The organism is Actinoallomurus acanthiterrae, assembly GCF_054775715.1.
Genome location: NZ_BAAHCO010000001.1, coordinates 703,947 through 729,144, shown reverse-complemented (window position 1 = coordinate 729,144; position 25,198 = coordinate 703,947). Strand labels below are relative to the sequence as shown.

Genomic DNA, 25,198 nt, shown 5'->3' with positions numbered 1-25,198 from the left:
CGAGCAGACCGCCAGCCAGGGCGCCCACCGATGCTCCCTGACGGCCCTCGGACGCGGACTCTCCCGCAACAGGGTCACGCTGCCCCCTAACTCGTTCTGTCTCAGAACAGTATAGTTCTGCCTCAGAACAACATCGCGAGCGGGGGTCGCGTCTCCTGGCCGGCCATGACCGTCCCGATGACTCGACCGGGACGGTCATGACGTCGCTTACCGCGGTGTCTTCACGGCCAGTACGGGGACCTCGGCGTTCAGCAGGAGCTGCTGGGAGAGGCTGCCGAGCATCGCCTTGCCCACCGGGGAACGCCGTTTCACGCCGATCACCAGCAGCTCCACGCTGGTAAGAAGATGTGCTCGTGAGTACCTCCTGACGACCGGGCCCCCGACTCGACGCCGTCAGTGATGCGCGATCCTGGAACGGTGGGAGGAGACCCTGATCGAGGGCCGGCGGGCGGCCGAGAACCCGCCGTACGTGTTCAGCGCACCCGGCGCATCGCCGAGGAGCCGCGGTCATGAGCGCGGGTATCGATCGCACGGATCCCGCGGGCGCGATCGCCGCGGCCGCCAAGGCGTACTCGAACTGGGAGCGCTGGGGCGAGGATGACGTGCTCGGCACCCTCAACTTCCTCACCGAGGCCAAGCGCCGCGAGGGCGCTGCCCTCGTACGGCGGGGCGTGAGCTTCTCGCTGTCGCAGCGATTCGACATGAACGGCCCGCAGAAGGGCTTGCGGCGCCGGACCAATCCGCTGCACACCATGATCGACACGGGTGCCGACGCCGCGCTGGGTCACCAGGGCTTCCCCCACCGGTTCGGCTGCGCCGACGACGTGATCGCGATGCCGTTGCAGTGTTCCACCCAGTGGGACGGGCTCGGGCACATCTTCGATCGGGGCAAGGCATGGAACGGCCGGGCCTCTGAGAAGGTGGTGACCTCCGACGGGGACCTGGTCACCGGCATCGAGCACATGGCCGCGCACGTGGCCGGACGCGGCGTCTTGCTGGACGTGGGCCGAGTGATCGGTGATCAGGGCGAGCTGCCGGACGGGTTCCCGATCACCGAGGAGCACCTCACCGGGACCGCCGCGGCGCACGATGTGGAGATCGGCCGCGGGGACATCGTCCTCGTACGGACCGGGCAGCTGGCGCGAGTGGGCCGCGACGGCTGGGGGGACTACGCGGGAGGGCCCGCGCCGGGGCTGTCGTTCACCACCGCCGGGTGGCTGCACCGTACGGAGATCGCCGCCATCGCCACCGACACCTGGGGCTTCGAGGTCCGGCCGAACGAATTCGACCACGCCTTCCAGCCGCTGCACCAGGTCGTGATCCCCAACATCGGACTGCTGATCGGCGAGATGTGGGACCTGGAGGCGCTCGCCGACGACTGCGCGGTCGACGGCGTCCACGAGTTCTGGCTCACCGCCGCCCCGTTGCCCGTCACCGGAGCCGTCGGCTCCCCCGTCAGTCCCATCGCCGTCAAGTAGGCACACCCACGACGGTCGGCGGGCCGCCCGCGGTCATGACCGGTCGACCGGCGTCCACAAACTGGGCAGATTCACCACGACGCCCTCCTGGCTGCTGCGCGAGATGACGACGACCGCCTCGGTGTCGCCGGGATTCTCCTCGCGGTGGGGAGCGTACGGCGGAACGAAGATGAAGTCGCCGGGCTCAGTCTCCAGGCGTACCTCGGTGTCACCGTCGGCGAAGACGAACACCGGGTTGCCGGACACGACGTAGATCGAGGTCTCCGTGTCGCCGTGATGGTGGTCGCCGGAGCTGGTGGAGGGCGCCACCAGGGTCTTGCCCGTCCAGAGCTTCGACGAGCCGACCGTCTTGCCGGAGATCGCCTCCAGCCGGGTCATGCCCATGGTCTGACCGGTGTCCCCGGTCAGCTGCGCCCCGCGGATGTGCCACAGCTCGCCGTGCCAGTCGTCCGCCATCAGGAAACCCCCATCGGTTCGTCGCGCCGTCAAAAGCCACCTCCAGGTATCTATTGTGGGTCAACCCGCGCGGTCACCACGCGAACGGATCATCGTCGTCGTATCAGGCGAACCTGGCGTGGTGACAGTCGTCGCAGCGCTGGAACCACGGGGCGCACGGCCGGCCGCACGACGCGCAGAGCGACGCGGTGGCGAGAGGCTTGGGCCGGGCGACCGGTTCGACGATGCGCAGGGACGCTTGTTGTATAAAGCGCTCATTTTCCGTAACGTCGCGCCCTGACCCGGTGTGAGGAACCTGGGCCGGAACAAGGGATTGACGATGTCGGATGATGATCTGGCCGATTTCGCCCGCGGCTCCTTCACTCATGGTGATCTCGCGTTCGACGTGTGGCGGTCGGGGTCCGGTCCGGCAGTGATCGTGCTTGCCGAGATCCCTGGCATCACGCCGGGGGTGGCCGCGTTCGCCCGGCGAGTCCGTGATCTCGGCCTGACCGTCGTCCTGCCGGATCTGTTCGGAGTCGCCGGCCGCGACCCGAGCCCGGACGCCCACGGCCGGCTCGGTACCGCACGCACCGCCGCACGAGCGATGCTCCCGCTGTGCGTACGCCGTGAGTTCGTCATACTCGCGACGGGAAAGACCTCACCGATCATTACCTGGCTCCGTGCACTGGCGGCGCACGAACACGCCAGTTGCGGCGGCCCGGGGGTGGGCGCGGTCGGGATGTGCTTCACCGGAGGATTCGCGCTGGCCATGGCCACCGACGACCGGCTTCTCGCCCCGGTGCTCTCGCAGCCCTCACTGCCACTGCCGATCACTCGCCGGAAACGCACCACGATCGACATCTCCCCCGCCGATCTCCAGATCGTGAAGGACCGCTGCGCGGCCGGGCTCCAGGTCCTCGGGCTCCGTTTCCGTAGTGACCGGTTGGTTCCCGACGAGCGCTTCGACTTCCTGCGCCGGCAACTCGGCGACGCCTTCGTCGCAGTCGAACTCGACGACGCGGACGCCAACCCGGACGGGCTGATGAGACCGCACTCGGTCCTCACGGAGCATCTCATCGACGAACCCGGCCAACCGACCCGGCAAGCGCTCGACCAGGTACTCGAACTGTTCAGAGCACGCCTGCTCGTCGGCTGACAGCGCGGGCGCCCGCATAGGCGCCCCACACGGGCCCAGGATCATCGCGGCCGACGACCGGAGGACGATCGGCGAAGCCGCGGTCCGGTCCCGCCCGCACCGACGTGAAGTGGCCAGGCGCACGGAAAAGGTGCGCCGGCCGCCCACGGCCCGAGCGCGGTCACCAGGCGAATGGATCACCATCGTCGTACCAGTCGAACCTGGCCAGGTGACAGTCGTCGCATCGCTGGAACCACGGGGCGCACGGCCGGCCGCATGACGCGCAGACCGACGCGTCGGCGAGGGGCTTGCGCCGGGCGACCAGTTCGACGATGCGACGGGACGCCGCCTCCTCTCCGGCCGCGGCCTCTTCGGGATCCACGCCGCCGACGACGCCGAAGGACCGACCGGCCGACCTCAGGTCTCGCATGATCGCGGCATGGTGCTCCGCCTCGTCGAGGGTCATCCGGGAGATCGCGGAGTCGGGACGGAGCATTCTCCGCAGGGAGCGGTCGGTTAGCACCGCGGAGGCGATCTCGGCTAAGGCGCCGTCCGCGTCCAGCGGCAGGGTCATGAGCCGCCACACCGTTTCTCCGTCGCCGGGCCACGGAGTGTCCACCGTCGCTTGGGCGTGGACCGAGGCACGGACCACTTGCCACATCGTGAGCAAGGTGTCGATCGGCGCGGGACGCAACCAGGGATGGGCTGAGGCCTCATGGCGGGCCGCTTTCCGCCAGCCGCTCAGGGCATGCGGGATCTCGGCCGGGGTGGGGTCGCCGAGCTCGTACCAGTCCGGGCGCAGGCTCGCCCTGGTGATGGAGAGGCCGGAGGGCGCGCCGTTCGCCACGGCGACGGCGGCGCGGACGATCTCGGCGTCCGGCGAGAACCCGGGGATGCCGCTGGCGTACACCGTGACCAGGCCGTCCCCGGCGGCGCAGCCTCGCCGTCCGGCTCGTCCGGATATCTGGGCCGCTTCCCACAGTCGAAGCGGACGCCGCTCTTTGCCGTCGAACTTGCCGGTCTCGGCGAAGGCCACCGCACGCAGCGGCAGATTGATCCCGTGCCCGATGACGTCCGTTGTGACGATCACTTCGACCTCGCCCGTGACCAGTCGCTGAACCTGCTCCCGGCGCGCCCCAGGAGGCATGGCTCCATACAGGACGGTGGCGCTGCGACCGTGATCGATCAGCTCGCGGTGCAGGGCCAGCACCGCCCTGCGGCTGAACGCGACCACGGCCGAGCAGGCGGGGATCGTTTCCGGGCCCATCGCGGGTGCGTGCGCGAGTTCGGCATATCGCGAGTGCTGCGCGATCTCGAGGTGGCCCGCCTGCGCGAGGGCGGTGCGCAGGATGGTGCCCGCTTCGGCGGCGGCCGCGACATGGATGTAACGGTGCGAGCCGGACAGCAGGAGCCGGGTCCAGGCATGACCCCGATCGGGATCGGCGAGCCAATGCGCCTCATCGATCACGAGCACGTCGCCGCCGGTGCGCGCGGACTCGGCGGTGCAGGAGACGACATCGGCCTGCGGGTTGATCCGCTCTTCACCGGTCACGAGACCGACGCGCTCGCGGGGAAGGCGTGCGCACAGCCGTTCGTAGACCTCCCGGGCGAGCATCCGCAGCGGAGCGGCGTACGTACCCGACAGCCCAAGCTGGGCCTGTGCGACGAGGAACTCGATCGCGTCGTGGGTCTTGCCGGAGTTGGTGGGCCCCAGGCGTAGCACCACCCGCTCCGGTGGTGTCGCCCGCGACGCGAGGCGCACCCGGGCCCGGGCCGCCGCCTCACGCTCCAGGCCGCGCAGGCGACGTGATCTCTCCTGCCTGGCCTGACGACGCTCGCGAGCGGATTTCCGATCCGTCACACTTCCTCCCCGTGGTCGCGTGATTACAGACAGCAGTGAAGGTAGTGAGAGGGACCGACATTCTCATGAGGAGATCCTGGGGAACGGCGCGCGGTCCGTCGGCATCTGCGCGTGATCCGGCACCAGAAAGCGCTTTCAGAAGGCACCCCCTCCGGTCTACCATGGCCATCAGGTTCGCCGGTGACGGTGGGAAAAGGTTTTCCCTACCCCCTCCCGGCGCTCCGAGGAGGGCTCGTTGATCAAGCGCAGGACGGTACTCAAGGGAGCGGTCGGCACCGCCGCCACGTCGGTGTTCCTCGGTGACCCGGCGGCGAGAGCCGCCCAGGCCTCGCAGGGTGGACGCATCGACCGCGAGGCGCTGGTGGCGCGGCACGCCATCGAACGCACCTCCAGCGATCCGGAACTCCCGCTCCAGGTCGGCAACGGCAACATCGCGTTCGGGGCCGACATCACGGGCCTGCAGACGTTCTTGCCGTTCGCCACGATGGCCCAGTGGGGCTGGCACGAGGACGCCCTGCCCGCGGGCAAGAAGGTCGAGGACTACAAGGGCACGCCGTGGGACACCCACGGCCGCCAGGTCTCCTACTGGACCGACCAGGCGGGGCAGCCGGAGCTGTACAACTGGCTCAGGGAGAACCCGCACAAGATCAACCTTGCCCGGATCGGCCTGTCACTGCGCACCGCCGCCGGGCGCGAGGCGACCGAAGCCGACCTCACCGACCGGCGCCAGCGCCTCGACCTGTGGACGGGAACGCTCCACAGCCGGTTCACCTTCGACGGCGCCCCGGTCACGGTCGAGACGATCTGCCATCCCACGCTGGACGCGATCGCGGTACGCGTCGACTCCCCGCTGGTCCAGGCCGGACGGCTGACGGTGTACGTGGACTTCCCGTACGCGACCTCCAAGGGGCAGGGCAAGTTCAGCGCGCCGTTCGTCGGGATCTGGGATCGCCCCGACGCCCACGTCACCGAGCTGAGCGTCCAGGGACCTTCGCGGGCGCGCATCACGCACCGCATGGACGCCACCACGTACCACACGGCGCTGACCTGGAACCGGGAGGGCGGCGAGCTGCGGCGCGGGGACGGCGGAGTCCACCGCTACACCCTCACCGGCGCCCGAGGCCCGCAACTGGAGCTGACCTGCCTGTTCACGCCGGAGGACGCGCGGGCGGTCGCCCCGCCGCCGGCGGCGGTGGCGAAGGTCGCCTCCGCGTGGTGGCCGGCCTTCTGGCGCTCGGGCGGCGCCGTCGACCTGTCCGGCAGCGCCGACCCCCGCTGGGAGGAGCTGGAGCGCCGCATCGTACGCAGCCAGTACTCCCTGGCGGTCAACGAGAGCGGACAGTACCCGCCGCAGGAGTCCGGCCTGGTCAACAACGGCTGGTACGGCAAGTTCCACATGGAGATGGTGGTGTGGCACAGCGCGCACCTGGCGCTGTGGAACCGCTGGCCGCTGCTGGACCGCAGCCTCGGCGTCTACCGCGAGCTCCTGCCGTCCTCGCTGGAGCGGGCCCGGCAACAGGGCTTCCGCGGCGCCCGCTGGCCCAAGATGACCGGTCCCGAGGGGCGGGAGTCCCCCGGCCTGCAGAACGGGCTGCTGCTGTGGCAGCAGCCGCACCCGATCTTCTTCGCGGAGCTGGACTACCGGGCGCATCCCAGCCGCGCGACGCTGCGCAAGTGGCGCGACGTCGTCTTCGCCACCGCCGACTTCCTGGCCTCCTTCGCCTTCCTCGACCCGGCGAGCGGCCGCTACATCGTCGGGCCGCCGGCGATCCCCGCGAACGAGCACTCCGACCCCCTGGTCACCGAGAACCCGATCGTCGAGACCTCGTACTGGCGCTTCGGGCTTCGGGTCGCCGGGATCTGGCGCAGGCGTCTGGGCCTCGCTCCCGAGAAGGAGTGGGAGGACGTCCTGGCCGGACTCGCGCCCCTACCGGTCCAGGACGGCAAGTACGTGCTGTACGAGGGCGTCCAGGACATGTGGACCGAACACGCGACGGACCACCCGGACCCGATCGCCCCGTACGCGATGTTGCCCGGCGACGGCGTCGACGTGCCGACGATGCGGGCGACCGCGCAGCAGGTGTACCGGAGCTGGCCGGTCGACGACCTGTACGCCTGGGACTTCCCGCTGCTGGCGATGAACGCCGCCCGGCTGGGCGATCCCGGCCGGGCGGTCGACTTCCTGCTGCATCCCAAGTTCGGCTTCACCGAGCAGGGGTTGCCGGCCAGCGGCAGGAGTGGGGTGCCCTCGCCGTACTTCCCAAGCGCGGGCGGGCTGCTGTACGCCGTCGCGCTGATGTGCGCGGGATGGGACGGCGGAGCCGATCGGCACGCTCCGGGTTTTCCCGCCGACGGCTGGCGGGTGCGCTGGGAGGGCCTCAGCAGGGCGATCTGACCGCGCGGCCCGGGCGAGCGCCTCGCCCGCCCGGGCTCGTCGTACCGGGTCGCACAACTGCAATTCGCCAATAAACGCTTGAAATGTCCCTTCGTCCAGCTCAACTGTCTTTGCGGCATTCTCGGCATTTAGGGATAAAGCGCTTCGTTGATCACTAGGCTGCCGGACGTATTTCCACGGAGGACGATCCTTTGCCGATGGAGTAGCCGTGCCGAAGACATCCGCTGGTCGGCTGGGCGTCGCGTTGGCCGCGACGTCCGCCGTGCTGCTGACCGGAGCGTGCAACAACCCGATGGGGTCGGGCAAGGGCTCGGCCTCGTCCGGCCGTCCCTCGGCCGCTCCCACCTCGACCGCTCCTTCCTCGGCGGCGCCCGCGAACAACGGCGTGGCGGCGAAGTCGGCGGCACGGATCGTGTCCGATTCGCTCGCCGCCCTGCGCGCCGCCACGTCGGTGCACCTCAAGGGCCGCGTACGCAGCGGCGGGGATGTGATCACCATCGACATGCGGACCGGACGCGCCGGGTTCAAGGGCTCCCTACGCGGCCCGATCGGCGGCGGCCGTACGGTCCCGTTCACGATTCTCCGGGCCGGCGGCAAGGTCTACGGCAAGGGCCGGCAGCTCGTCCAGTCCACGGTCGGGTCGGGTGCGGCCGCCAAGGTCGGCGACAAATGGATGCTGCTCGGCTCGGCCCGCGAGGCGTCCGCGCACGGCCTGGACTTCACGCCGGCCGGGTTCGCCAAGATCATCAAGCCGTCGGGAAAGCTCATCAAGGGAAAGCCGACGACCATCGCGGGACGGCCCGCCATCGGCGTCCGCGATCCGAGCGGCTGGCTGTACGTGGCGACCACGGGAAAGCCGTACCCGTTGCGCCTCGCGCCGACGAAGAAGGGCAGCGGAATCCTGACCTTCACGGAGTACGAGCAACCGTTCCAGGTCGCCGTGCCGACCAACGTGTACCGCCGCTGAGCACTCCGCTCAGTGGGTGGCATCGTCGAACTGCTCGAGGAGAACGTCGGCCAGCGTGCCGCCCCGTACGGGGGACGCGCCGTCGCCCAGGTCCTGTTCGGCCCAGATGACCTTGCCGGCGGAGGTGTACCGCGTTCCCCATCGCTGAGCGAGCTGCGCCACGAGGAACAGCCCCCGCCCGCCTTCGTCCATGGTCGCCGCGCGCCGCAGACGCGGTGAGGTGCTGCTCCGGTCCGACACCTCACAGGTCAGATGGCGCTCGTACAGCAGCCGCACCCTGATCGGCGGAGAACCGTACCGGATCGCGTTCGTGACCAGCTCGCTGATGATCACTTCCGTCGTGAAGACGACCTCCTCCAGCCCCCACTCGCCCAGTTTCTCCGCGCAGCGGGCCCGCACCGAGCCGACCTTCGACGCGTCGACCGGCACGTCCCATTCGGCCACGCGCGACCGCGGGAGCAACCGGGTGAGCGCCACCAGCAGCGCGATGTCATCGGCGGGATGTGCCGGCACGATCGCGTCGATCACCGCCTGGCACGTCTCCTCCGGAGTGTGTCCGTCGGTCCGCTCCAGCGTCCGGCGCAGATCGTCCAGCCTGCTGTCGAGGTCGCGGGTCCGGTCCTCGACCAGCCCGTCGGTGTACAGCACCAGTCGGGAGCCCTCCGGCAGGCGCAGCTCGGCGGTCTCGAAGGGGTAACCGCCGAGTCCGAGCGGAGGCGAGGCCGGGACGTCCGGGCAGGTGACCGCTCCGTCCGGGTACACCACCGCCGGGTCGGGGTGTCCCGCACGGCCGATCGTGCATACGCCTGTCACCGGGTCGTAGATCGCGTACAGACACGTCGCTCCCGTCACCTCGGCGCCGCTGTGGCCTTCCGCGATCTCGTCGGCGCCCTCCTCGTTGTCCATGCGCGCGACCAGCTCGTCCAGGTGCGCGAGGACCTCGTCCACGGGGAGGTCGAGCGAGGCGAAGTTGTGCGCCGCGGTGCGCAGCCGCCCCATGGTCACGGCCGCGTGCAGTCCGTGACCGACGACGTCGCCCATCGCCAGTGCCACTCGTGCCCCCGGCAGCGGGATGAGGTCGAACCAGTCCCCGCCCACTCCCGCCTCCGCGGGCAGATACCGCCAGGCCACCTCCAGCGCGTCCTGCTCCGGCTGTCCTCGCGGCAGCAGACTCCGCTGCAGCGTGACCGCCATCGTGTGCTCCCGGGTGAAGCGCCGCGCGTTGTCGACGGCCACCCCCGCCCGCGCGGCCAGCTCCTCCGCGACCAACACGTCCTCGTGCTCGAACGCCGGCGTCTCCCCCACCCGGTAGAAGCTCGCCACGCCCAGTGGCACACCCCGCGCCTGCAGTGGCACGGTCACGAGCGAGTGCACTCCCTGTTCCAGTGCCCGCAGGACGCGGTCCGGGTCCTGCTCCTGCCACCCCCGCGCCTGCCTCAGGTCCGCGGCCAGTATCCCGTGCCCCTGCGCCAACGCTCGTGCCTGCGGCGTCACCGACGAGAACGTGATCTGTTCGCCCACCGAGCACAGCATCGACAGCTCACCGGTGATCGCCGCACGTCGCAGGTGCCGCCGTCTCTCCGGCGTCGGCTCCTCCCCGCGCATCACCGCTTCCAGTAGATCCACCGTGACGAGGTCGGCGAACAGCGGTACGGCCACCTGAGCCAGCTCCTGCGTCTCACGCACCACGTCCAGCGTCGTTCCGATCCGGATCCCTGCCTCGTACAGGAGCTTCAGCCGCTCCCGCGCCACTTCCGCCCGCCCGGACACGGTCGCCAGCTCGGTCGTGTCCCGCAACGTCACCACGCTGCCGCCCTGTACGCCCCTCAGGAACGTCGGACGCTTGTTCACCGCCAGCAACCGGTCGTCGGCCACGTGCACCTCGTCCGTGACCGGCTCGCCCGACACCAGCAAGCGCGACGTCTGCTCCGGGAGCCCCAGCTCCCGCACCGACCGTCCCTCCGCATCGGCCGGCAGGCCCAACAGCCGATTCGCCTCGTCGTTGGCCAGCACCAGCCGCCCGTCGGCATCGACGATCAATACTCCTTCCCGCACCGCGTGCAGGACCGCGTCGTGGTGCTCGTACATCCGCGTCATCTCCGCCGGCTCCAGGCCATGCGTCTGCCGGCGCAGCCGCCGGTACACCAGCGCCGTCCCGCCGGCGGCCAGCGCCAGCGCGGCCGCACCGCTGCCAAGGGTGAGTGGCACCTGCGGCATCCACTCTCTCGCCACGTTCCTGACCGTGAGCCCGGCGGACACCACGCCGACGACCGACCCGCCGTCATCGGTCACCGGGACCACCGCCTGGACGTCCGTTCCCCGGCCCGCCGGCAGGGGCGGCCCGCCCGCCTGCTCGATGATGGTGCGGCCCTGCAGCGACGGCCGGATGTCGCCGACGAACTTCTTCCCGATGTACTGCGGGTACGGGTACGTGAGGCGGATCCCCTGGGTGTTCATGACGACGATGAAGTCCACGCCCGCCCGCTTCCGGGCCGCCTCGGCGCGCGGCTGCAGCTCCGCCGTCGGGTTCCGGCCGCGCAGCGCCTGGACCAGGCCGGCTGCGTTCGCGAACGTCTGGGCCGCGATGACCGACTCGCGACGGCCCTGCCGCAGGGCGTCGTACGCCGCCTGAATCAGCTCCATCGTCACCGCGGCCGCGACCAGCAGTACGACGATCACGACCTGGAGAAGGAACACCTGCCCGGCGACACTGCGCGGGTTCAGCAGGGCCACGCGATGATCACGTGGACGCCCGGCGGGCGAATGGCGGGGCGCCATCCGGTATCGCCAGGAAGATGCCTTCATGTCCCATTCATAACACTGCACTACCAGCCCAAACGGACCCGCTCCGCGTTCCGGGAAACCCGCTCCGGCCAACGATCGGATCAAGATCCCGTAGGCCCGTGAACCTTTTCCCCCAGCCGCGCATCTTCACAGGCGTAGGAGGGGCGTCGGTGAGATCGTTCGCGGGCCACCGGCCCGGTCATCCCCTCCCATCTGCCTGGTCATGAAGTCGAGGAGGTCGCGCCGTGGACGGTGCGTCACATGAGCCGGACAACGACGCGCAGCACGAGACCTCCGGGACACCACCACAGGACGATCCCGCGCCGCGGACAGAGGCTCCGGACACCGGTGCCGAGGAACGCACGGGTACCGACTCCGAGGCACTGAGCCAGTCCGCGTCCGAGCGTGTCCCGGAGGCCGAGATGGCGGCCGACGCGGAGGCGAAGGCGGCGGAGGCGGAGGCCGACGCGGAGGCGGAGCCGGACGATCCGTCCGAGGCGACCGCTGCCGAAGAAGAGGACGAGGCTGACGCCGAAGACGAGCGGCAGGAGGAGCTCGAGCCGTCCGCCGAGGCCGACGCCACCTCTGGCGACGACGACACGGCGGCACCGGAGGACACCCAGGCCTCTGAGGACGACACCGTCCCTGAGGAGGCCACGGCCTCTGAGGACAGCACCGTCCCTGAGGAGGCCACGGCCTCTCCCGACACCACGGCCTCTGAGGACACGCCGGCCCCTGAGGACGCCACGGCGAACCCTGACGAACCCGAGGGGCCGGACTCCGGCGAAGAGGACCAGGAGGACGGCCGGACGGCCACCGCGGAGTTCCGGCTGCCTCCCAAGCCGTACTCGCCCGCCGCGTCCGACATCACGGTCTCGGACCTGCGTCGTTCGGCGTTTCCCAAGAAGCGGACGGCCGACACGGAGTCCAGCCCGCCCGCTCCCAGTCGTCCCTCCTCGGAAGAGACGCGGCCTACGCGGGCCACTCCAGAGGCCCCATGGTGGAGTTCGGGAGGCACCGACGGTCAGGGCGAGACGGAGTCGGTCCCGCCGTCGTCCGACGCGACCGCTCCTCCGGCCCCGGACCGCGGAGCGCCGGAGTCCTCTACGTGGTTCACGCCCGCGAAACGCCCGTCCGCCCCCGCACACCCGACGCCTCCTCGCACGGTCGAAGAGGCGCGCCCCGAGGTCCGTCCGTTCGGCCAGGGCGGATTGGCGAGTACGACGCAGCGGGACGGCGTGCCGATGGTCTCGCCACCCCCGGCCGCGGCGACGGCGTACACGCCGGCACCACCGCCGCCGACGAGGCCGCCCACGACGCCTCGGCCGGAGACGTCCCGGCCGCCCGTGGCGGAGCCGCCGGCGATGCCTCCGCGTGAGACGTCCCGGCTGCCCCTGGCGGAGCCGCCGCCGGCGATGCCTGCGCGCGAGACGGCCCGGCCGCCCATGGGAGAGCCGCCGCTGACGATGCCCCCCACCATCGCGATGCCTCCGCGCGAGACCGCCCGGCCGCCGGTGATGGAGCCGCCGCGGCTGACGCTCCCCTCCAGCGTCGCGACGCCTCCGACTGAGACCGCCCGACGGCCCGTGGCGGAGCCACCGCCGGCGATCCCCACCATCGCGACGCCCCCGCGCGAGACCGCCCGGCCGCCCGCAGCGGAGCCACCGCCGGCGATCCCCACCATCGCGACGCCCCCGCGCGAGACCACCTGGCCGCCCGCAGCGGAGCCACCGCCAGCGATCCCCTCCACCATTGCGACGCCCCCGCGCGAGACCGCCCGGCCGCCCGTGGCGGAGCCGCTCGCCCTGGCGCCCGCGCAGGCTCCTTCGGAAGCGCCCGCGGAGAAGCCGCGGCGCAAGCGGCGGCGTACAGGCTGGATCGTCGCCGTGGTGCTGGTGCTGCTGGCGGGGGTGGTGGTGACCGGCCAGTTCGTACGGCCGATGCCCACGCCGACGCTGCGTCTCACGCTGACGGCCACCAAGCACACCTTCGGTGGCGCCGCTCCCGTGCTCCCCTGGCCGCAGCAGGGGCAGGCGACCCTGTACGTGGACGGGCTGGGGACCATGGGGTCGTCCGGCGGGGAGACGCCGACCCCGACCGCCAGCGTGGCGAAGGTGATGACCGCGTACGTCTTCCTGAACGACCATCCGCTGCAGCGGGGTACGGACGGTCCCACGTACCGGATCTCGCGGCAGGAGGCCGCCCAGCTTCCGATGCGCAAGGAGCGGGGCGAGTCGCTCGTCGAGGTCGTCGCGGGGCAGGCGTTCACCGAGCACAAGGCGTTGGAGGCGCTTCTGCTCGTGTCGGCGAACAACATCGCGCACGAGCTGGGCCGCTGGGACGTGGGCAATGAGCAGGCGTTCGTGGCGAAGATGAACGCGGCCGCGCGATCGCTGGGGATGACCAACACCACCTACACCGATCCCAGCGGGTACGACTCGCACACCGTCAGCACCGCCGCCGACCAGGTCAAGCTGCTGACCGCGGCGATGAAGATCCCGGCCTTCGCCGAGGTCGTGAGCCTCCGCACGTACGTGCCCAACGACGGGCGGGCGCCGCGTGCCGCCGGCAACGTCCTGGTCGGGCGCCACGGCGTGGTCGGCGGTAAGACGGGCTACACCGACGCGGCGGGCGGCAACTTCGTCTTCGCCGCCCGCAAGCGGACGGGACACGTCACCACCATGATCGTCGGCGCCGTCATGGGCCAGCAGTCCCCGAGCGCGATGGGCGCGATCGAGGCCGCGCAGCCGCTGCTCGTCGCCGCTGAGAACGCGCTGACCTCGGCGACGCTGGCCCCGGCGGGCACGCAGGTCGCGATGGTCGACGACGGTCTGGGCGGGCGCACTCCGCTGCGCGCGACCACCCCGGTCACGGTGGTCGGCTGGGGCGGGCTCACCGTGCCGGTCCACGTCACCGGGGATCCACCGCGCCACGCCGCCGACGGCACGCGGCTCGGCGCCGTGACGGCGGGCAGCGCGGTCATCCCGCTGGCCCTCGACCGCGAGCTGCACCCGCCGTCCATCCTCAACCGGCTGCTGCGCCTCCGCTGACCGCGATGGAGCCACTCCACGGCCGGTCGTACGGCCGTCCTGATCGGGGCCGCCGACGGCCGCCCCGATCAGGTCGTGCCGCCGACGGCCGGCTCGGCGGCATCGTCGTCCATCCGGCCCGGGATCCCGGGCGAGTGAAAGCAGGTGCCGCCTGATGTCGTTCGAACGGTCCGGCCCGCCCCGCCGTGCTCTGCTGGCCGCCGCCGTCCTCCTGCCGCTGGCGGGGTGCGGCACAGGTCATCGCTCAGCCTCCGGGTCCTCCCCGGTACCGGGCGGTCGATCTTCAGGCGCCGCCGGACCGCCGGACGCTTCGCGGTTCGCGGCGCTCGAGCGCAAGCACAAGGCCCGCCTGGGCGTGTTCGCCCTGGCGACCGGTACCGGCGCCACGGTGGCCTACCGCGCGGATGAACGGTTCGCGCTCTGCTCCACCTTCAAGACACTCGCCGCGGCGGCGGTCCTGCATCGGAACCCACTCGGTCACCTGGACAAGCGCGTCACCTACACCAAGGCCGACGTCAACTCGATCTCGCCGATCACTGAGAAGCACATCGCGACCGGAATGACCATCCGGGAACTGTGCGACGCCGCCATCCGCTTCAGCGACGGTACCGCCGGCAACCTGCTGATGCGCGACATCGGCGGCCCGGCACAGCTGACCGCCTACCTGCGCGGACTCGGAGACGCCGTCAGCCGTATGGACGGCTACGAGCCCGAACTGAACAGAGTCCGTCCGCAGGACCCGCGCGACACCACCACTCCCCGGGCGATCGCCGCCGACTACCAGAAACTCGTGCTCGGCGACGCGCTGACCGCCGACGAGCGCGCCCTGCTCAAAGGCTGGCTCACACCCGGCACCAAGGGCGTCAGCGTCAAGGGCGTCGGCGCCAAACGCATCCGGGCAGGGCTGCCTCAGGGCTGGACCGCGGTCGACAAGACCGGAACCGGCGACTACGGCCGGGCCAACGACATCGCCATCGTGTGGCCGCGGGGCGCCGCCCCGATCGTGCTGGCCATCATGTCCGACCGGTCCGGATACAGCACCCCGCCGGTAGACGCCCTGATCGCCGAAGCGACGAAGCAGATCGTCTCCGCTCTCGCCTGACCGGGCGTGACCGGTCAGCCGGAGCTGCGGAAGGCGGCTCGGTAGGCCTGCGGGGTCGTACCGGCGACGCGCTTGAAGCGTTCGCGGAAGGCCGTCGCGGATCCGAAGCCGGCCTGGGTGGCGATCCGCTCCACGGAGTGGTCGGTGTGCTCGAGCAGGTACTGCGCCCGTCGGACCCGAGCGCGCAGCAGCCACTGCAGCGGGGTGGTGCCGGTGTGCTCGCGGAAGCGGCGGCTGAAGGTGCGCGTGCTCATACCGCAGCGGGCGGCCATGGCCTCGAGGGTGATGTCCTCCTTCAGGTGGTCCTCGATCCAGGTCAGCGTCGGCTCCAGCAGCGAGCCGCGGGGCACCGGCGGTTGCTCGTGGACGATGTACTGGGCCTGGCCGCCCTCGCGCTCCAGCGGCGTGACGGCCAGCCGGGCGGCGTCCGCCGCGACGGCCGAGCCCAGATCGCGACGGACCATGTGCAGGCACAGGTCCAGTCCCGCGGACGCGCCGGCCGAGGTGAGCAACTGCCCGTTGTCCACGTACAGCACGTCCGGCCGCACGTCGACCTTCGGGAACATCTCGGCGAAAAGGTCCGTGGCGATCCAGTGCGTGGTCGCGGCCAGCCCGTCCAGCAGGCCGGTGGCGGCCAGGATGAAGGAACCGCCGCAGATCGAGGCGATGCGCGTGCCGCGCGCGGCCGCGTCCCGCAGCGCCTCCAGGGCCTCGACCGGCGGCGGACCTGCGTTCTCGCTGCGACCCGGCACGATGATCGTGTCGGCGTCCGCGAGGGCTTCCAGCCCCCACTGGGTGTGAATGGTGAAGATCTCGGTCGGCACCTGAGGCTGCGTCCCGCACGTCTGCACCCGGTACGGACGACGCCCGTCCGGCAGTCGGACCCGGCCGAACACCTCGATCGGAATGGCCATGTCGTAGGCCACCGTATGATCCAGCACCAGAATCGCCACGGTATGCACAAGCGCAGCGTACGCCCGGTTCCAGCCAACGCGTAATCCCGCCCTGTGTCGGCGGTAGCGGCCGCTGCTCGGTTTCTGCCCAGGTCAGCGAGTTGGCGAGAACCCGGTGGAATATGTCAATCCAGCCGCTGGCTAGTGCCCGCCGCCTCTCCTACCGTGAACGCGGCAATGGCGGAACGACCGAAGGCGCACACCCGGCGATGACCAAGATCCTCCTCATCCTCCACGTACTCGCGGCGGTCATCGCCGTGGGCCCGGTCGCGGTCGCGGGCAGCATGTTCCCCGCCATAGTCCGCAGGGCCGCCGACGCACCCGACCCGTCCGAAGGAGTCACCGCCGTACGGCTGCTGCACCGCATCTGCCGCGCCTACGCCGTCGTCGGCCTGGCCGTCCCCGTCTTCGGCTTCGCGACCGCCAGCAGCCTGCACGTCCTGGGCACCCCGTGGCTGATCATCTCGATCATCCTGACCGGCGCCGCCGCCCTCGTACTCGCGCTGCTGGTCCTCCCGGCTCAGGAAGCGACCATCGCCAGCCTGAGCGGGGGCGGTTCCAGCGCCGACCCGAGCGACACCGGCACCGGCACCGGCACCGGCACCGGCGCCGACCGGGGCGGGGACGGCGCCGGCACCGTGACGGCCGCGGTACGCGTCGGGCGCGCCCAGATCCGGCGGCTGGGCATGCTGACCGGAACCTTCAACCTGCTGTGGGCCACGGTCACCGTCCTGATGATCGTCCGCCCCGGCTCCACCACTGGAGTGTGACCCCATCGCCGCGACCGTCACCCCGGCAGCACGGCCCACGCGTCGGCCGCTGCGCGTCTCCGCGACCGTCGAACTGGTCAGCCTCGCCGTCCTGCTCGTCAACATGGCGACCGTGGACGTGCACCAGATCGCCGCGCTTTTCGGCCCCGTCCACGGCATGGCCTGGCTCTTCGGCATCCTCGTCACCTGGCGCGACCCGGCCCGTACCACCGGAATCGTGGTGCGCTCCGTCATCCCCGGCATCGGCGGCATGCTCGCGCTCCGCGCGCTGGGCCGCACCGAGGCTCGGAGGCCGAGCGAGGAGACGGGCGCCGTGGCACGGAGCTCGTGAGGTTCGTCAGTCCAGGCCGCCGCGGGCGATGAGCTGGCGGACGATGACGTTGCGCTGGATCTCGTTGGTGCCCTCACCGACGATCATCAGCGGCGCGTCGCGGAAGTAGCGCTCGACGTCGAACTCGGTGGAGTACCCGTATCCGCCGTGGACGCGTACGGCGTCCAGCGCGATCCGCATGGCGGTCTCGGACGCGAAGAGCTTGGCCATGCCCGCCTCCATGTCGACGCGGCGTCCGGCGTCGGCCTCCCGGGCGGCGTGCAGAGTGAGCTGCCGAGCCGCCGACAAGGAGGTGGCCATGTCGGCGAGGTAGTTGCCGATCGACTGGTGCTGCCAGATCGGCTTCCCGAACGCCTCACGTTCCTGGGCGTAGGCGAGGGAGTCCTCCAGCGCGGCCCGGCCCACGCCGAGTGCGCGGGCGGCGACCTGGAGTCGCCCGGTCTCCAGCCCCTTCATCATCTGCGTGAATCCCTGGCCCTCGACGCCGCCGAGGACGGCGTCCGGGCCCGCGCGATGGTCCTCGAAGACCAGCTCGCAGCTCTCGACGCCCTTGTAGCCGAGTTTGGGCAGGTCGCGGGAGATGGTGAGCCCGGGGCCGTGCTCGACGAGGAGGATCGAGATGCCCGCGTGGGCGGGCTCGGCGTCCGGGTCGGTCTTGCACAGCAGGGCGATCAGCTGCGACCGGCGCGAGTTCGTGATCCAGGTCTTGGACCCGTTGACCAGGTAGCCGTCCGGGTCCCTACGGGCGACGGTGCGCATGGCCTGCAGGTCCGAACCGCCACCGGGTTCGGTCAGGGCCATGGTCGCCCGGATCTCGCCGGTGGCCATCTTCGGCAGGTAGTGGCGCTTCTGCTCCTCGGTGCCGAAGTGCAGGAGCAGCTTGGCGACCACGGTGTGCCCGCCCATCGCGCCGGCCAGGCTCATCCACCCACGGGCGAGTTCCTCGGTGATGAGCACGTAGCACGGCGTGGAGACCGGGGTCCCGCCGTACTCGCCGGGAATGGCCAGGCCGAAGACGCCGAGCCGTTTCATCTGCTCGATCAGGGCTTCGGGGTAGGTGTTCGCGTGCTCGAGCTCCCGGACGACGGGCTTGACGTCCCGGTCGACGAAGTCGCGCACGGTGCCGACGATGAACCGCTCGTCCTCCGACAGGATGTCCACAGTGCTCATCGTTCTCCTCACTCACCCGGCAGGAAAGCATGACAGTCGACGACCAGCGCCATCACGCGTCCACTCGCGCCCACGACGGCACGCTCCTGGCCTACCAGTACGAGGGCGCCGGATACCCGTTGGTGCTCCTGGCCGGGCAGGCGAACAACCACCATTGGTGGGACGGCGTACGCGAGGACTTCCACGCCACGCATCGCACCATCACCCTGGACTACCGCGGCACCGGAAACAGCGGCAAGCCCGAGGACGGCTACTCCACCGAAGTGTTCGCCGAGGATGTCATCGCGGTCCTCGACGACCTGGGGACCGAGCGGGCCGACGTCTACGGGACCTCCATGGGCGGCCGCGTCGCCCAGTGGGTCGCGGCCCGCCATCCGGCCCGGGTCCGGCGCCTCGTTCTGGGGTGCACGTCTCCCGGCGGCCCGCACGCGATCGAGCGGGACGCCTCGGTGCGGCGCGCTCTGGCCCAGGCGGACCCGGAGTCGTCGCGGCGTGCCCTCCTGGACCTGATGTACACCCCGGCCTGGTCGGCGAAACACCCCGGCCCGTACACGACGCTCGGCGACCCGGACATGCCCCCGTACGCCCGGCGCGGCCACCTGCTGGCCAGTAACCGTCACGACGCCTGGGACGCGCTCCCCCACATCGGCACCCCGACGCTCATCCTGCACGGCGACCAGGACCGACTCACCTCGGCGGCCAACGCCCCGCTGCTCGCGGCCCGCATCCGCGACAGCCGGACGCGGATCCTTCCCGGCGCCCGGCACGCCTACTTCGAGGAGTGCCGGCCCCACGCGAGCGCCCTCGTCACGGCGTTCCTCACCGACGCACCGGACGCTCCTGCCCAGCAGTAACGCGTCGCCCGCCCCTTGAGGTGCGCCCGCTACGGTCCGACCAGGTCGATCGGGTCATCAAGCCACACGCGTTCGCCTTCCGGTGAGACCGTCAGCCCGAACCGATCGCGGGCCGGACGTCCGAGGGACAGCCACCGGAGGTACGCCTCGGAGACTTCGTCCCACAGGCGGCGCGGCCCATGCTGTTGGACGAGGAACTCGGTCTTTCCGGGCACGTAGTCCACCGATGCCCAGGACCCATGGTGGCCGGCATTGTCGAGCACCCAGAATGTCGCCTCCCCGGAGCCCGTCTCCTCGTCGTAGTAGAGACGCTTGTGCACGCCGGGAACGCCGGCGCAGATGGAAAGGTCCGCGTCGGTGTCGTCGTGCAGGTGCCGCGGGTCGAGACGGGTCGTCGACTCGGCCGGGTCATCCGACTCGTGCACCCAGTCGAACGCGGCCCCGCGTGCCGGGCGCTGCGAGCGCAACAACATGTACCCGGCTGAACTCGGAAACCGTCCGACGGCCGTTCCGTCGCCGACGACGACCAGGCTTGCCAGCCAGCCGTACCCGTAGCCGGGACTATAGGGGGTGAGGATCAGCCCACCCGGACGGGTCTGCTCCACCCAGGCGTACGGGATCGTCGCGACCGCGCATGTCACGTGGACACGATCGAAGGGCGCACCGTCCGGCCACCCCTCGGCACCGTCACCGACGACCAGGCGGGGCGCGTATCCGGCCGCGTTGAGGTTCGCCGCCGCCCGTTCCGCCAGCACCGGATCGATTTCGATGGTGGTCACGTTCTGGTCGCCGATGCGATGCGACAATAGCGCCGCCGTCCAACCGGTTCCCGTACCGATCTCCAGGACCCGATCGTGATCCTTGACCCTGAGCGACTCCAGGAATGCGAAGACCGCCCCTGGAGCCGAACAGGACGAACTGGCCAGCCCATCGCCCAGCACATCTGAACGGCCGTCGTCGCGTTGCGTCACCAACGACGCGTCGGAGTAAACGGCCTCCCACCAGGTCGTTTCGTCACCGGCCCGGTCGACCGGGTATCCAGGAGCAGGACCGTCCGGGTTCGCCCAGGCAACATCTGGCACGAACAGGTGCCGGGGCACCTCCACCAGCGCTTGCCGCCACCGCTCATCGGTGAGGTCCCCTTGACCCGCGAGCAGGTCAGCGAGGCTTCCGGCGCGTGCACGCGGGTCAGGGGATGTCATCGCTTACTTACCTCTCTTGCCGTCGCTCGGGTTGTCGTTGGTGTCGCCGCCGGTGCCGCGCTTGCCGCCCTGGGGGTCCCTGCCGTCCGTCGGCGTGTTGCCGTCGCTGTTGCCTCCACCGTGCCTGCCCATGCTCACCTCCCATCTCCGATTCGTTGCGCCTTTGCGGCGCTGGTATAGATCGGTGGCTGTAATGGCCACCCCAGTGCAGGAAGGTCAGCCCGGGTCGACTCGGTGTTCGACGACAGGTGAAGCCTGCCCTCCAGGTGATGGCCAGTGCGCCGAGGATGGGCGGGCGGACGCGGCCAGGTGTCCGCCTGAATGATCGCCCGCGTCAACTCCTCGACGTCTGTCGCCTCCACCAGCCGCCAGCCCCAGGACACCCACACCATCGCCCACCACGACCTGGTCGACTCCCCGAACCACAGGAGCACCCCCGGAAAGCGGTTCGTCAAGATCGCCATCGTCGTCGGATCGGGGGACACGAGGCTCACGACGACTCACCCGGAGTCCCCGACCGTCGTGTCGCCCATGCATCGCCCGCCCGTGTCCAGACATGAGCGGCAATGGCAGCAGCCGCACCAGCCGGATCCGTCACCAGGTGACTGTCATCCCCCGACTTCCACTCGAAGTAGTCACCGCTCACCGCGATCACGACGACAAGCCGCCCCGTGGCCGAGCGGATGAACACGGCCGGACCCGCGTCACTCATCCCGACCTGGAACCCGAAGCCGACCAGTTCCCGCACCAGGTCCGTCAGCAGGCGAATCTCGCGCTCGTGCTGTTCCCCCGTTGGGCTGAGCACCTCGGGGATCGACTGCGATGACTCTTGGGCTGTCATGGAGCTGATGGAACTCTTCGAGACCGGATGGTCGGCAGATGACATCCGATGGCATGTGGTAGGAGGCATGGCATGCCAGTAGCGATCACGATCACCGGCACCCGCACGACGGGACACCGGCCGCTCGGAGAGTACAAGGCGGTATTCGCTGAGTACCTTGCGCCATTCGCCGACCCGGCAGCGCACTTTTACATCGGAGGCGCGGTCGGCATCGACTCCCTTGCCCTTCTCTGGCTCGTGACCGAGGCAAGGTCAAAGATCACGGTGGCAGTGCCCGGTACGGCCGCTGATCAGCCTCCCGAAGCACGCCAGGCGATAGCGACTGCGCTGGCCAAGGGACGGCTCGGCGAATTGATCGAACTACGACACTCGGACCATCCTTCGGCCGAGGCGTACCACCACCGAAATCGCTGGATGGTGGACCGGAGTCAATTCGTGATCGCGTTCCCGCATGGCGTGGATCAAACGCGCGGCACCTGGTACACGGCGAACTACGCGGCCGAGCAGGGAAAGCCTCGTCTCATCGTGCCCGTCTAACCGGCGGTTACATGCTGTACTGATGCCGTGACGCCACCGGAGAGGACGCGAGCCTCCCAGCGCCTGCGTACCTTGCGTATAGGCCGGGGCTGGTCCCTGCTGGACCAGGCTCGCGCATTAAGAAATGCCGCCCGCCGACTTCACATGCCCACGGTCGCCCAGGCTCGTCTGAGCACCATTCAGCGGACCATCGCGCGCTGGGAGAACGAGGCGGTACGTCCTGGCGAGCGCTATCAACTCCTGTTGGCCCGCGTCTACGCCGATCAGGGCGGGACGACCGCGCTCGGCCCCGGCTCGGACTTCGATCAGCTCATGACCGTGTTCGCCATGTACGGGATCGAGGCACCCCGGATATCGGAGCTTCGCGATCTGGTGGCCGACGCGCTGACAAGCGGCACCAGCGGCCTGCTCGCCTTCCTCAGCCCGAACCTCATGGCGTCCCTCATGCCAGCGCTGGCCGATCCGCGCCGCGCCGACGACGAGTTGATCGCACAACTGGGCACGGCCGTCGCCGGCCTGAACGGCCGCATCGGCGCAGTGCCGTTCGTACGACTTCAGCTCGGACTCGTACCGATCATCGAGTCGTGCCGCACGATCCTCGCCGGACCGGTACCCGACGACCTACGCGATCAGCTGCTTGCGATCTCCAGCAGCGCATGCACCCTCGCCGCCCGCCTGGCCTTCGAGACCTACGACGACCCGTCATCGACCGGCTTCTACGCCGAGGCCCTGGCCGCCGCCAACCAGCTACCGGACCCGTGGCGCCGCGCGATGGTGCGCACCAGCCAGACCATGGTGACGCTGTACTCGACGGGAGACCTCGATAAGGCCCAGTCGATCGCGGACGAGGCCGTACGGGACGCAAACCAGGGCTGCAGTGCCCTCGTTCGCGCCCGCGCGTACGCCCTGCGAGCCGAGATGAGCGCGCGAGCCGACGACATGCGCCGTGCCTTCACCGCGCTGCACATCGCGTCGCACGAGGTCGACCGTGCCGACGCCGACGATCCCGCGCCAGGGAGCTTCGACGCCGGACGGCTACAAGGCTTCGAGGGACTCTGCCACCTCTACGCCGGAGACCCCGCCAAGGCTGAAAGCCAGTTCGCCGACTCGGCGAGCACGCTCCGGCAGCCACGGGACGCCGTACAGCGAGGCATCGTCCTCACCGACAGAGCGATGGCGCGTATCCGTCTCGACGAGCCCACGGCCGCCGTCCAACTCCTCCACGAGTGCGTGGACCTGACGGCGAGCACACGCGGACGGGTGCCCGCCCAGCGGGTACGCGAGGCGCGTCTTACCCTCAGTGCCTGGCGTAATGAGCGGTTCGTGGCCGAGCTGGACGACCACATGCACAACGCTCTGATCGCTGGAACCTAGCCGGCCTTGTCGTCCCCCAGTCGTCAGAGAAGGTTCGGAGGAGATGCGTGCGCGAACCGTACGGTGATGGACAGGCCGCCTTCGGGGCGTGCGCCGGCGGTGAGGGTGGCGTGGTGGGCTTGGGTGACGGCGTTGACGATGGCGAGGCCGAGACCGTAGCCGTTACGGTCGGGCGCGAGTTTCTGGAAGGGCTGAAAGAGGCGCTGGATCTGATCATCGGGGATGACCGGCCCGCTGTTGGTGACCGTTAGGGCCACCTGCGTGCCGACGGTCTGCGTGGTGATTCCTACGTGCCCGCCTGCGTGGTTGTGGCGGATGGCGTTGTCGATGAGGTTGGCGACGAGGCTTTCGATCAGTCTCGGGTCCCCGGCCGTCACTGCGGGCGTCAGGTGTTCGGCGAGGTCAATGCCTCTCTCCGTTGCCCGGTCGCGGCGGGAGGTGAGCACTTCTCCGGCGACTTGGGCGAGGTCGACGGCGTCCCAGCGGGAGATTCCGCGCTCGCTGGTGGCGAGGACGAGGAGTGCCCTGACGAGCCGTTCCTGGTGTCCGCCGAGGGCGAGGGCCTCCTGGCAGGCCGAGCGCAGGGTGTCGGCGTCGGCGTCGGGGTCGGCGAGGGCGACTTCGAGGAGGGTGCGCAGGCCGGCGAGGGGGGTGCGCAGCTCGTGGGAGGCGTTGGCGACGAAGTGGCGCTGGGCGTCGAAGGAGGCTTGCAGGCGGGCGAACAGGTCGTCGAGGGTGTGGCCGAGCTCGGTCAGCTCGTCCGTGGGCTCGCCGAGGTCGAGGCGCCGGTGGAGGTCGCCGGCGGAGATGATTCTGGCGGTGGCGGTGATGGCGCGCAGCGGGTGCAGGAACCGGCCGGCGACGAACCAGCCGAGGGCCAGGGCGACGGGAATCAGGATGACCAGGGCGACGGCGGATCCCGCGAGGAGTCGAGGCAGGCTGATTCCGTGCCCCGTGATCACGGGTGATGAGGGGTCGCCTTTCGGTTTGGTCGACTGGACGTCGGCGAGCGGAACGTCGACGAGTACGAGCACGAAGACCCCGGCGGCGTAGATGCCCGCCGCGTAGGCGAGCGCGAGCCGCGTCTGCAAGGACCTTCTGGCGAGCTGCGGGGACGTCATGACGATCCGATGCGGTAGCCGCCTTCGCGGACGGTCTCGATCACGGGCGGGTCGCCGAGCTTGGCCCGCAACCGGTGCATGGTGTGCTTGACGGCGCTGCTGAAGGGGTCGGCGGCCTCGTCCCAGACGCGTTCGAGTAGTTCCTCGGCGGAGATGACCAGGCCGGGTGCGGCGAGCAGGCATTCGAGCAGGGCGAACTCCTTGGGGCTCAGCTCAAGGCGCCGGCCCGGAACGCGGTGCGGCGGGCCGGATCGAGGGTGACGTCCCCGCATGCCAGGGTGGGCGGTAGTGGCGGGGTGGCGCGGCGGGCCAGGGCACGGACGCGGGCGACCAGTTCGGCGAACGCGAACGGCTTGGGCAGGTAGTCGTCGGCGCCGAGGCCGAGCCCGTCGACGCGGTCCTCGATCGTGTCGGAGGCGGTGAGCATCAGTACGCGGGTCTCGGCGCGGCCGTGGGCGAGTTGCCGGCAGATCTCGTCCCCGTGGACGCCGGGCAGGTCGCGGTCGAGGATCACCACCTCGTAGCGGGTGACGGCCAGGCGGTCGAGGGCGGCGGTTCCGTCCAGGACGACGTCGACGGCCATGCCCTCGCGGCGCAGCCCGGTTCCGATGGAGCGGGCGAGGACTTCGAAGTCCTCGACGACGAGGACCCTCACCGCCGCTCACCGCCGGTCGTCGTACGGGCGGGGCGGCCGGACCGGCCGCCGGGTCGAGGTGCCATGCGTTGACGATGCCAGATCCCAGGTCGCAGCCAGGTCGCAGCCGCTGCGACCGGGCTGGAACCGGGTGCCGCGTACAACCGTCGGCATGAATCCACTTCGAAACGTGAGCTCGCC

General features: G+C 70.4%; 20 protein-coding genes and 2 pseudogenes. 11 read left to right on the top strand and 11 right to left on the bottom strand.

Going from position 1 to position 25,198, the window contains the following annotated elements; genetic code table 11:
* Positions 1-207: 207 nt before the first annotated feature.
* Positions 208-342, bottom strand: a pseudogene (locus ACYVF7_RS03575) (universal stress protein); the annotation flags it as partial.
* Between the two features lie 167 nt (positions 343-509).
* Between ACYVF7_RS03575 and ACYVF7_RS03570 the strand changes: the two are divergent.
* Positions 510-1,478: a cyclase family protein gene (locus ACYVF7_RS03570; RefSeq protein WP_460334775.1), complete on the top strand. Its 969-nt coding sequence runs from the start codon at positions 510-512 to the stop codon at positions 1,476-1,478.
* 33 nt (positions 1,479-1,511) lie between these two features.
* Here the strand turns inward: ACYVF7_RS03570 and ACYVF7_RS03565 are convergent, their stop codons facing one another.
* The gene (locus tag ACYVF7_RS03565; protein ID WP_460334772.1) at positions 1,512-1,934 is read right to left on the bottom strand and encodes a cupin domain-containing protein; all 423 of its coding nucleotides are present in this window, start codon (positions 1,932-1,934) and stop codon (positions 1,512-1,514) included.
* Positions 1,935-2,253: 319 nt separating this feature from the next.
* Between ACYVF7_RS03565 and ACYVF7_RS03560 the strand changes: the two genes are divergently transcribed.
* Complete coding sequence (locus ACYVF7_RS03560; protein WP_460334769.1) at positions 2,254-3,072, top strand: dienelactone hydrolase family protein; 819 nt, start codon at positions 2,254-2,256, stop codon at positions 3,070-3,072.
* 160 nt (positions 3,073-3,232) lie between these two features.
* On the opposite strand, the gene ACYVF7_RS03555 is transcribed toward ACYVF7_RS03560, so the two are convergent.
* Complete coding sequence (locus tag ACYVF7_RS03555) at positions 3,233-4,912, bottom strand: helicase-related protein (RefSeq protein WP_460334766.1); 1,680 nt, start codon at positions 4,910-4,912, stop codon at positions 3,233-3,235.
* A 235-nt stretch (positions 4,913-5,147) separates the two neighbouring features.
* On the opposite strand from ACYVF7_RS03555, the gene ACYVF7_RS03550 reads away from it, so the two are divergent.
* Together ACYVF7_RS03550 and ACYVF7_RS03545 are read left to right on the top strand one after the other, a co-directional pair.
* Positions 5,148-7,307, top strand: a complete 2,160-nt coding sequence (locus tag ACYVF7_RS03550; protein WP_460334763.1) for a hypothetical protein — start codon at positions 5,148-5,150, stop codon at positions 7,305-7,307.
* 208 nt (positions 7,308-7,515) lie between these two features.
* Positions 7,516-8,274, top strand: a complete 759-nt coding sequence (locus ACYVF7_RS03545; RefSeq protein WP_460334760.1) for a hypothetical protein — start codon at positions 7,516-7,518, stop codon at positions 8,272-8,274.
* Between the two features lie 9 nt (positions 8,275-8,283).
* Here the strand turns inward: ACYVF7_RS03545 and ACYVF7_RS03540 are convergent, their stop codons facing one another.
* A complete protein-coding gene (locus ACYVF7_RS03540) occupies positions 8,284-11,007 on the bottom strand; it encodes a SpoIIE family protein phosphatase (protein ID WP_460334757.1) in 2,724 nt (907 codons plus the stop codon).
* Between the two features lie 296 nt (positions 11,008-11,303).
* Between ACYVF7_RS03540 and ACYVF7_RS03535 the strand changes: the two genes are divergently transcribed.
* Positions 11,304-14,108, top strand: a complete 2,805-nt coding sequence (locus tag ACYVF7_RS03535; protein ID WP_460334754.1) for a D-alanyl-D-alanine carboxypeptidase family protein — start codon at positions 11,304-11,306, stop codon at positions 14,106-14,108.
* Positions 14,109-14,262: 154 nt separating this feature from the next.
* Positions 14,263-15,210: a class A beta-lactamase gene (gene bla / locus ACYVF7_RS03530; protein ID WP_460334751.1), complete on the top strand. Its 948-nt coding sequence runs from the start codon at positions 14,263-14,265 to the stop codon at positions 15,208-15,210.
* Between the two features lie 14 nt (positions 15,211-15,224).
* On the opposite strand, the gene ACYVF7_RS03525 is transcribed toward bla, so the two are convergent.
* Positions 15,225-16,172, bottom strand: coding sequence for a GlxA family transcriptional regulator (locus tag ACYVF7_RS03525; RefSeq protein ID WP_460334748.1), 948 nt, complete (start codon positions 16,170-16,172; stop codon positions 15,225-15,227).
* Between the two features lie 200 nt (positions 16,173-16,372).
* Between ACYVF7_RS03525 and ACYVF7_RS03520 the strand changes: the two genes are divergently transcribed.
* Both ACYVF7_RS03520 and ACYVF7_RS03515 read left to right on the top strand, forming a co-directional pair.
* A complete protein-coding gene (locus tag ACYVF7_RS03520) occupies positions 16,373-16,933 on the top strand; it encodes a hypothetical protein (RefSeq protein ID WP_460334745.1) in 561 nt (186 codons plus the stop codon).
* A gap of 103 nt (positions 16,934-17,036) precedes the next feature.
* Entirely contained in the window at positions 17,037-17,264 is a 228-nt protein-coding gene (locus ACYVF7_RS03515) for a hypothetical protein (RefSeq protein ID WP_460334742.1), read from the top strand.
* A gap of 6 nt (positions 17,265-17,270) precedes the next feature.
* Here ACYVF7_RS03515 and ACYVF7_RS03510 read toward each other — a convergent pair whose 3' ends face one another.
* The gene (locus tag ACYVF7_RS03510; protein ID WP_460334739.1) at positions 17,271-18,434 is read right to left on the bottom strand and encodes an acyl-CoA dehydrogenase family protein; all 1,164 of its coding nucleotides are present in this window, start codon (positions 18,432-18,434) and stop codon (positions 17,271-17,273) included.
* A gap of 29 nt (positions 18,435-18,463) precedes the next feature.
* Here ACYVF7_RS03510 and ACYVF7_RS03505 point away from each other — a divergent pair, with 29 nt between their 5' ends.
* Positions 18,464-19,288 (top strand): alpha/beta fold hydrolase, encoded by an 825-nt coding sequence (locus tag ACYVF7_RS03505; protein WP_460334736.1) that lies wholly within the window; start codon positions 18,464-18,466, stop codon positions 19,286-19,288.
* Positions 19,289-19,317: 29 nt separating this feature from the next.
* On the opposite strand, the gene ACYVF7_RS03500 is transcribed toward ACYVF7_RS03505, so the two are convergent.
* From ACYVF7_RS03500 to ACYVF7_RS03490, 3 genes are all read right to left on the bottom strand, one after another.
* On the bottom strand, positions 19,318-20,490 hold the full coding sequence (locus tag ACYVF7_RS03500) for a methyltransferase domain-containing protein (RefSeq protein WP_460334733.1): 1,173 nt from the start codon (positions 20,488-20,490) through the stop codon (positions 19,318-19,320).
* A 3-nt stretch (positions 20,491-20,493) separates the two neighbouring features.
* Positions 20,494-20,622, bottom strand: coding sequence for a hypothetical protein (locus ACYVF7_RS03495; protein ID WP_460334731.1), 129 nt, complete (start codon positions 20,620-20,622; stop codon positions 20,494-20,496).
* Between the two features lie 358 nt (positions 20,623-20,980).
* Positions 20,981-21,331 carry a hypothetical protein gene (locus tag ACYVF7_RS03490; RefSeq protein ID WP_460334728.1) on the bottom strand — a complete coding sequence of 117 codons (351 nt, stop codon included), beginning with the start codon at positions 21,329-21,331 and terminating at the stop codon, positions 20,981-20,983.
* A gap of 72 nt (positions 21,332-21,403) precedes the next feature.
* On the opposite strand from ACYVF7_RS03490, the gene ACYVF7_RS03485 reads away from it, so the two are divergent.
* Together ACYVF7_RS03485 and ACYVF7_RS03480 are read left to right on the top strand one after the other, a co-directional pair.
* The gene (locus tag ACYVF7_RS03485; RefSeq protein ID WP_460334725.1) at positions 21,404-21,868 is read left to right on the top strand and encodes a DNA-processing protein DprA; all 465 of its coding nucleotides are present in this window, start codon (positions 21,404-21,406) and stop codon (positions 21,866-21,868) included.
* A gap of 144 nt (positions 21,869-22,012) precedes the next feature.
* Positions 22,013-23,242 carry a hypothetical protein gene (locus ACYVF7_RS03480; protein WP_460334722.1) on the top strand — a complete coding sequence of 410 codons (1,230 nt, stop codon included), beginning with the start codon at positions 22,013-22,015 and terminating at the stop codon, positions 23,240-23,242.
* 23 nt (positions 23,243-23,265) lie between these two features.
* On the opposite strand, the gene ACYVF7_RS03475 is transcribed toward ACYVF7_RS03480, so the two are convergent.
* Positions 23,266-24,363 carry a sensor histidine kinase gene (locus tag ACYVF7_RS03475; RefSeq protein WP_460334719.1) on the bottom strand — a complete coding sequence of 366 codons (1,098 nt, stop codon included), beginning with the start codon at positions 24,361-24,363 and terminating at the stop codon, positions 23,266-23,268.
* Positions 24,360-25,018 (bottom strand): annotated as a pseudogene (locus ACYVF7_RS03470) (response regulator transcription factor). The gene ACYVF7_RS03475 and the pseudogene ACYVF7_RS03470 overlap by 4 nt, the downstream one beginning before the upstream one ends.
* Positions 25,019-25,198 lie beyond the last annotated feature (180 nt).

Coding starts and splice junctions, on each gene's coding strand:
- ACYVF7_RS03570 (WP_460334775.1), top strand. CDS start 510: ATGAGCGCGGGTATCGATCGCACGGATCCCGCGGGCGCGATCGCCGCG.
- ACYVF7_RS03565 (WP_460334772.1), bottom strand. CDS start 1,934: ATGGCGGACGACTGGCACGGCGAGCTGTGGCACATCCGCGGGGCGCAG.
- ACYVF7_RS03560 (WP_460334769.1), top strand. CDS start 2,254: ATGTCGGATGATGATCTGGCCGATTTCGCCCGCGGCTCCTTCACTCAT.
- bla (WP_460334751.1), top strand. CDS start 14,263: ATGTCGTTCGAACGGTCCGGCCCGCCCCGCCGTGCTCTGCTGGCCGCC.
- ACYVF7_RS03520 (WP_460334745.1), top strand. CDS start 16,373: ATGACCAAGATCCTCCTCATCCTCCACGTACTCGCGGCGGTCATCGCC.
- ACYVF7_RS03515 (WP_460334742.1), top strand. CDS start 17,037: ATGGCGACCGTGGACGTGCACCAGATCGCCGCGCTTTTCGGCCCCGTC.
- ACYVF7_RS03510 (WP_460334739.1), bottom strand. CDS start 18,434: ATGAGCACTGTGGACATCCTGTCGGAGGACGAGCGGTTCATCGTCGGC.
- ACYVF7_RS03505 (WP_460334736.1), top strand. CDS start 18,464: ATGACAGTCGACGACCAGCGCCATCACGCGTCCACTCGCGCCCACGAC.
- ACYVF7_RS03500 (WP_460334733.1), bottom strand. CDS start 20,490: ATGACATCCCCTGACCCGCGTGCACGCGCCGGAAGCCTCGCTGACCTG.
- ACYVF7_RS03495 (WP_460334731.1), bottom strand. CDS start 20,622: ATGGGCAGGCACGGTGGAGGCAACAGCGACGGCAACACGCCGACGGAC.
- ACYVF7_RS03490 (WP_460334728.1), bottom strand. CDS start 21,331: ATGACAGCCCAAGAGTCATCGCAGTCGATCCCCGAGGTGCTCAGCCCA.
- ACYVF7_RS03485 (WP_460334725.1), top strand. CDS start 21,404: ATGCCAGTAGCGATCACGATCACCGGCACCCGCACGACGGGACACCGG.
- ACYVF7_RS03480 (WP_460334722.1), top strand. CDS start 22,013: ATGCCCACGGTCGCCCAGGCTCGTCTGAGCACCATTCAGCGGACCATC.
- ACYVF7_RS03475 (WP_460334719.1), bottom strand. CDS start 24,363: ATGACGTCCCCGCAGCTCGCCAGAAGGTCCTTGCAGACGCGGCTCGCG.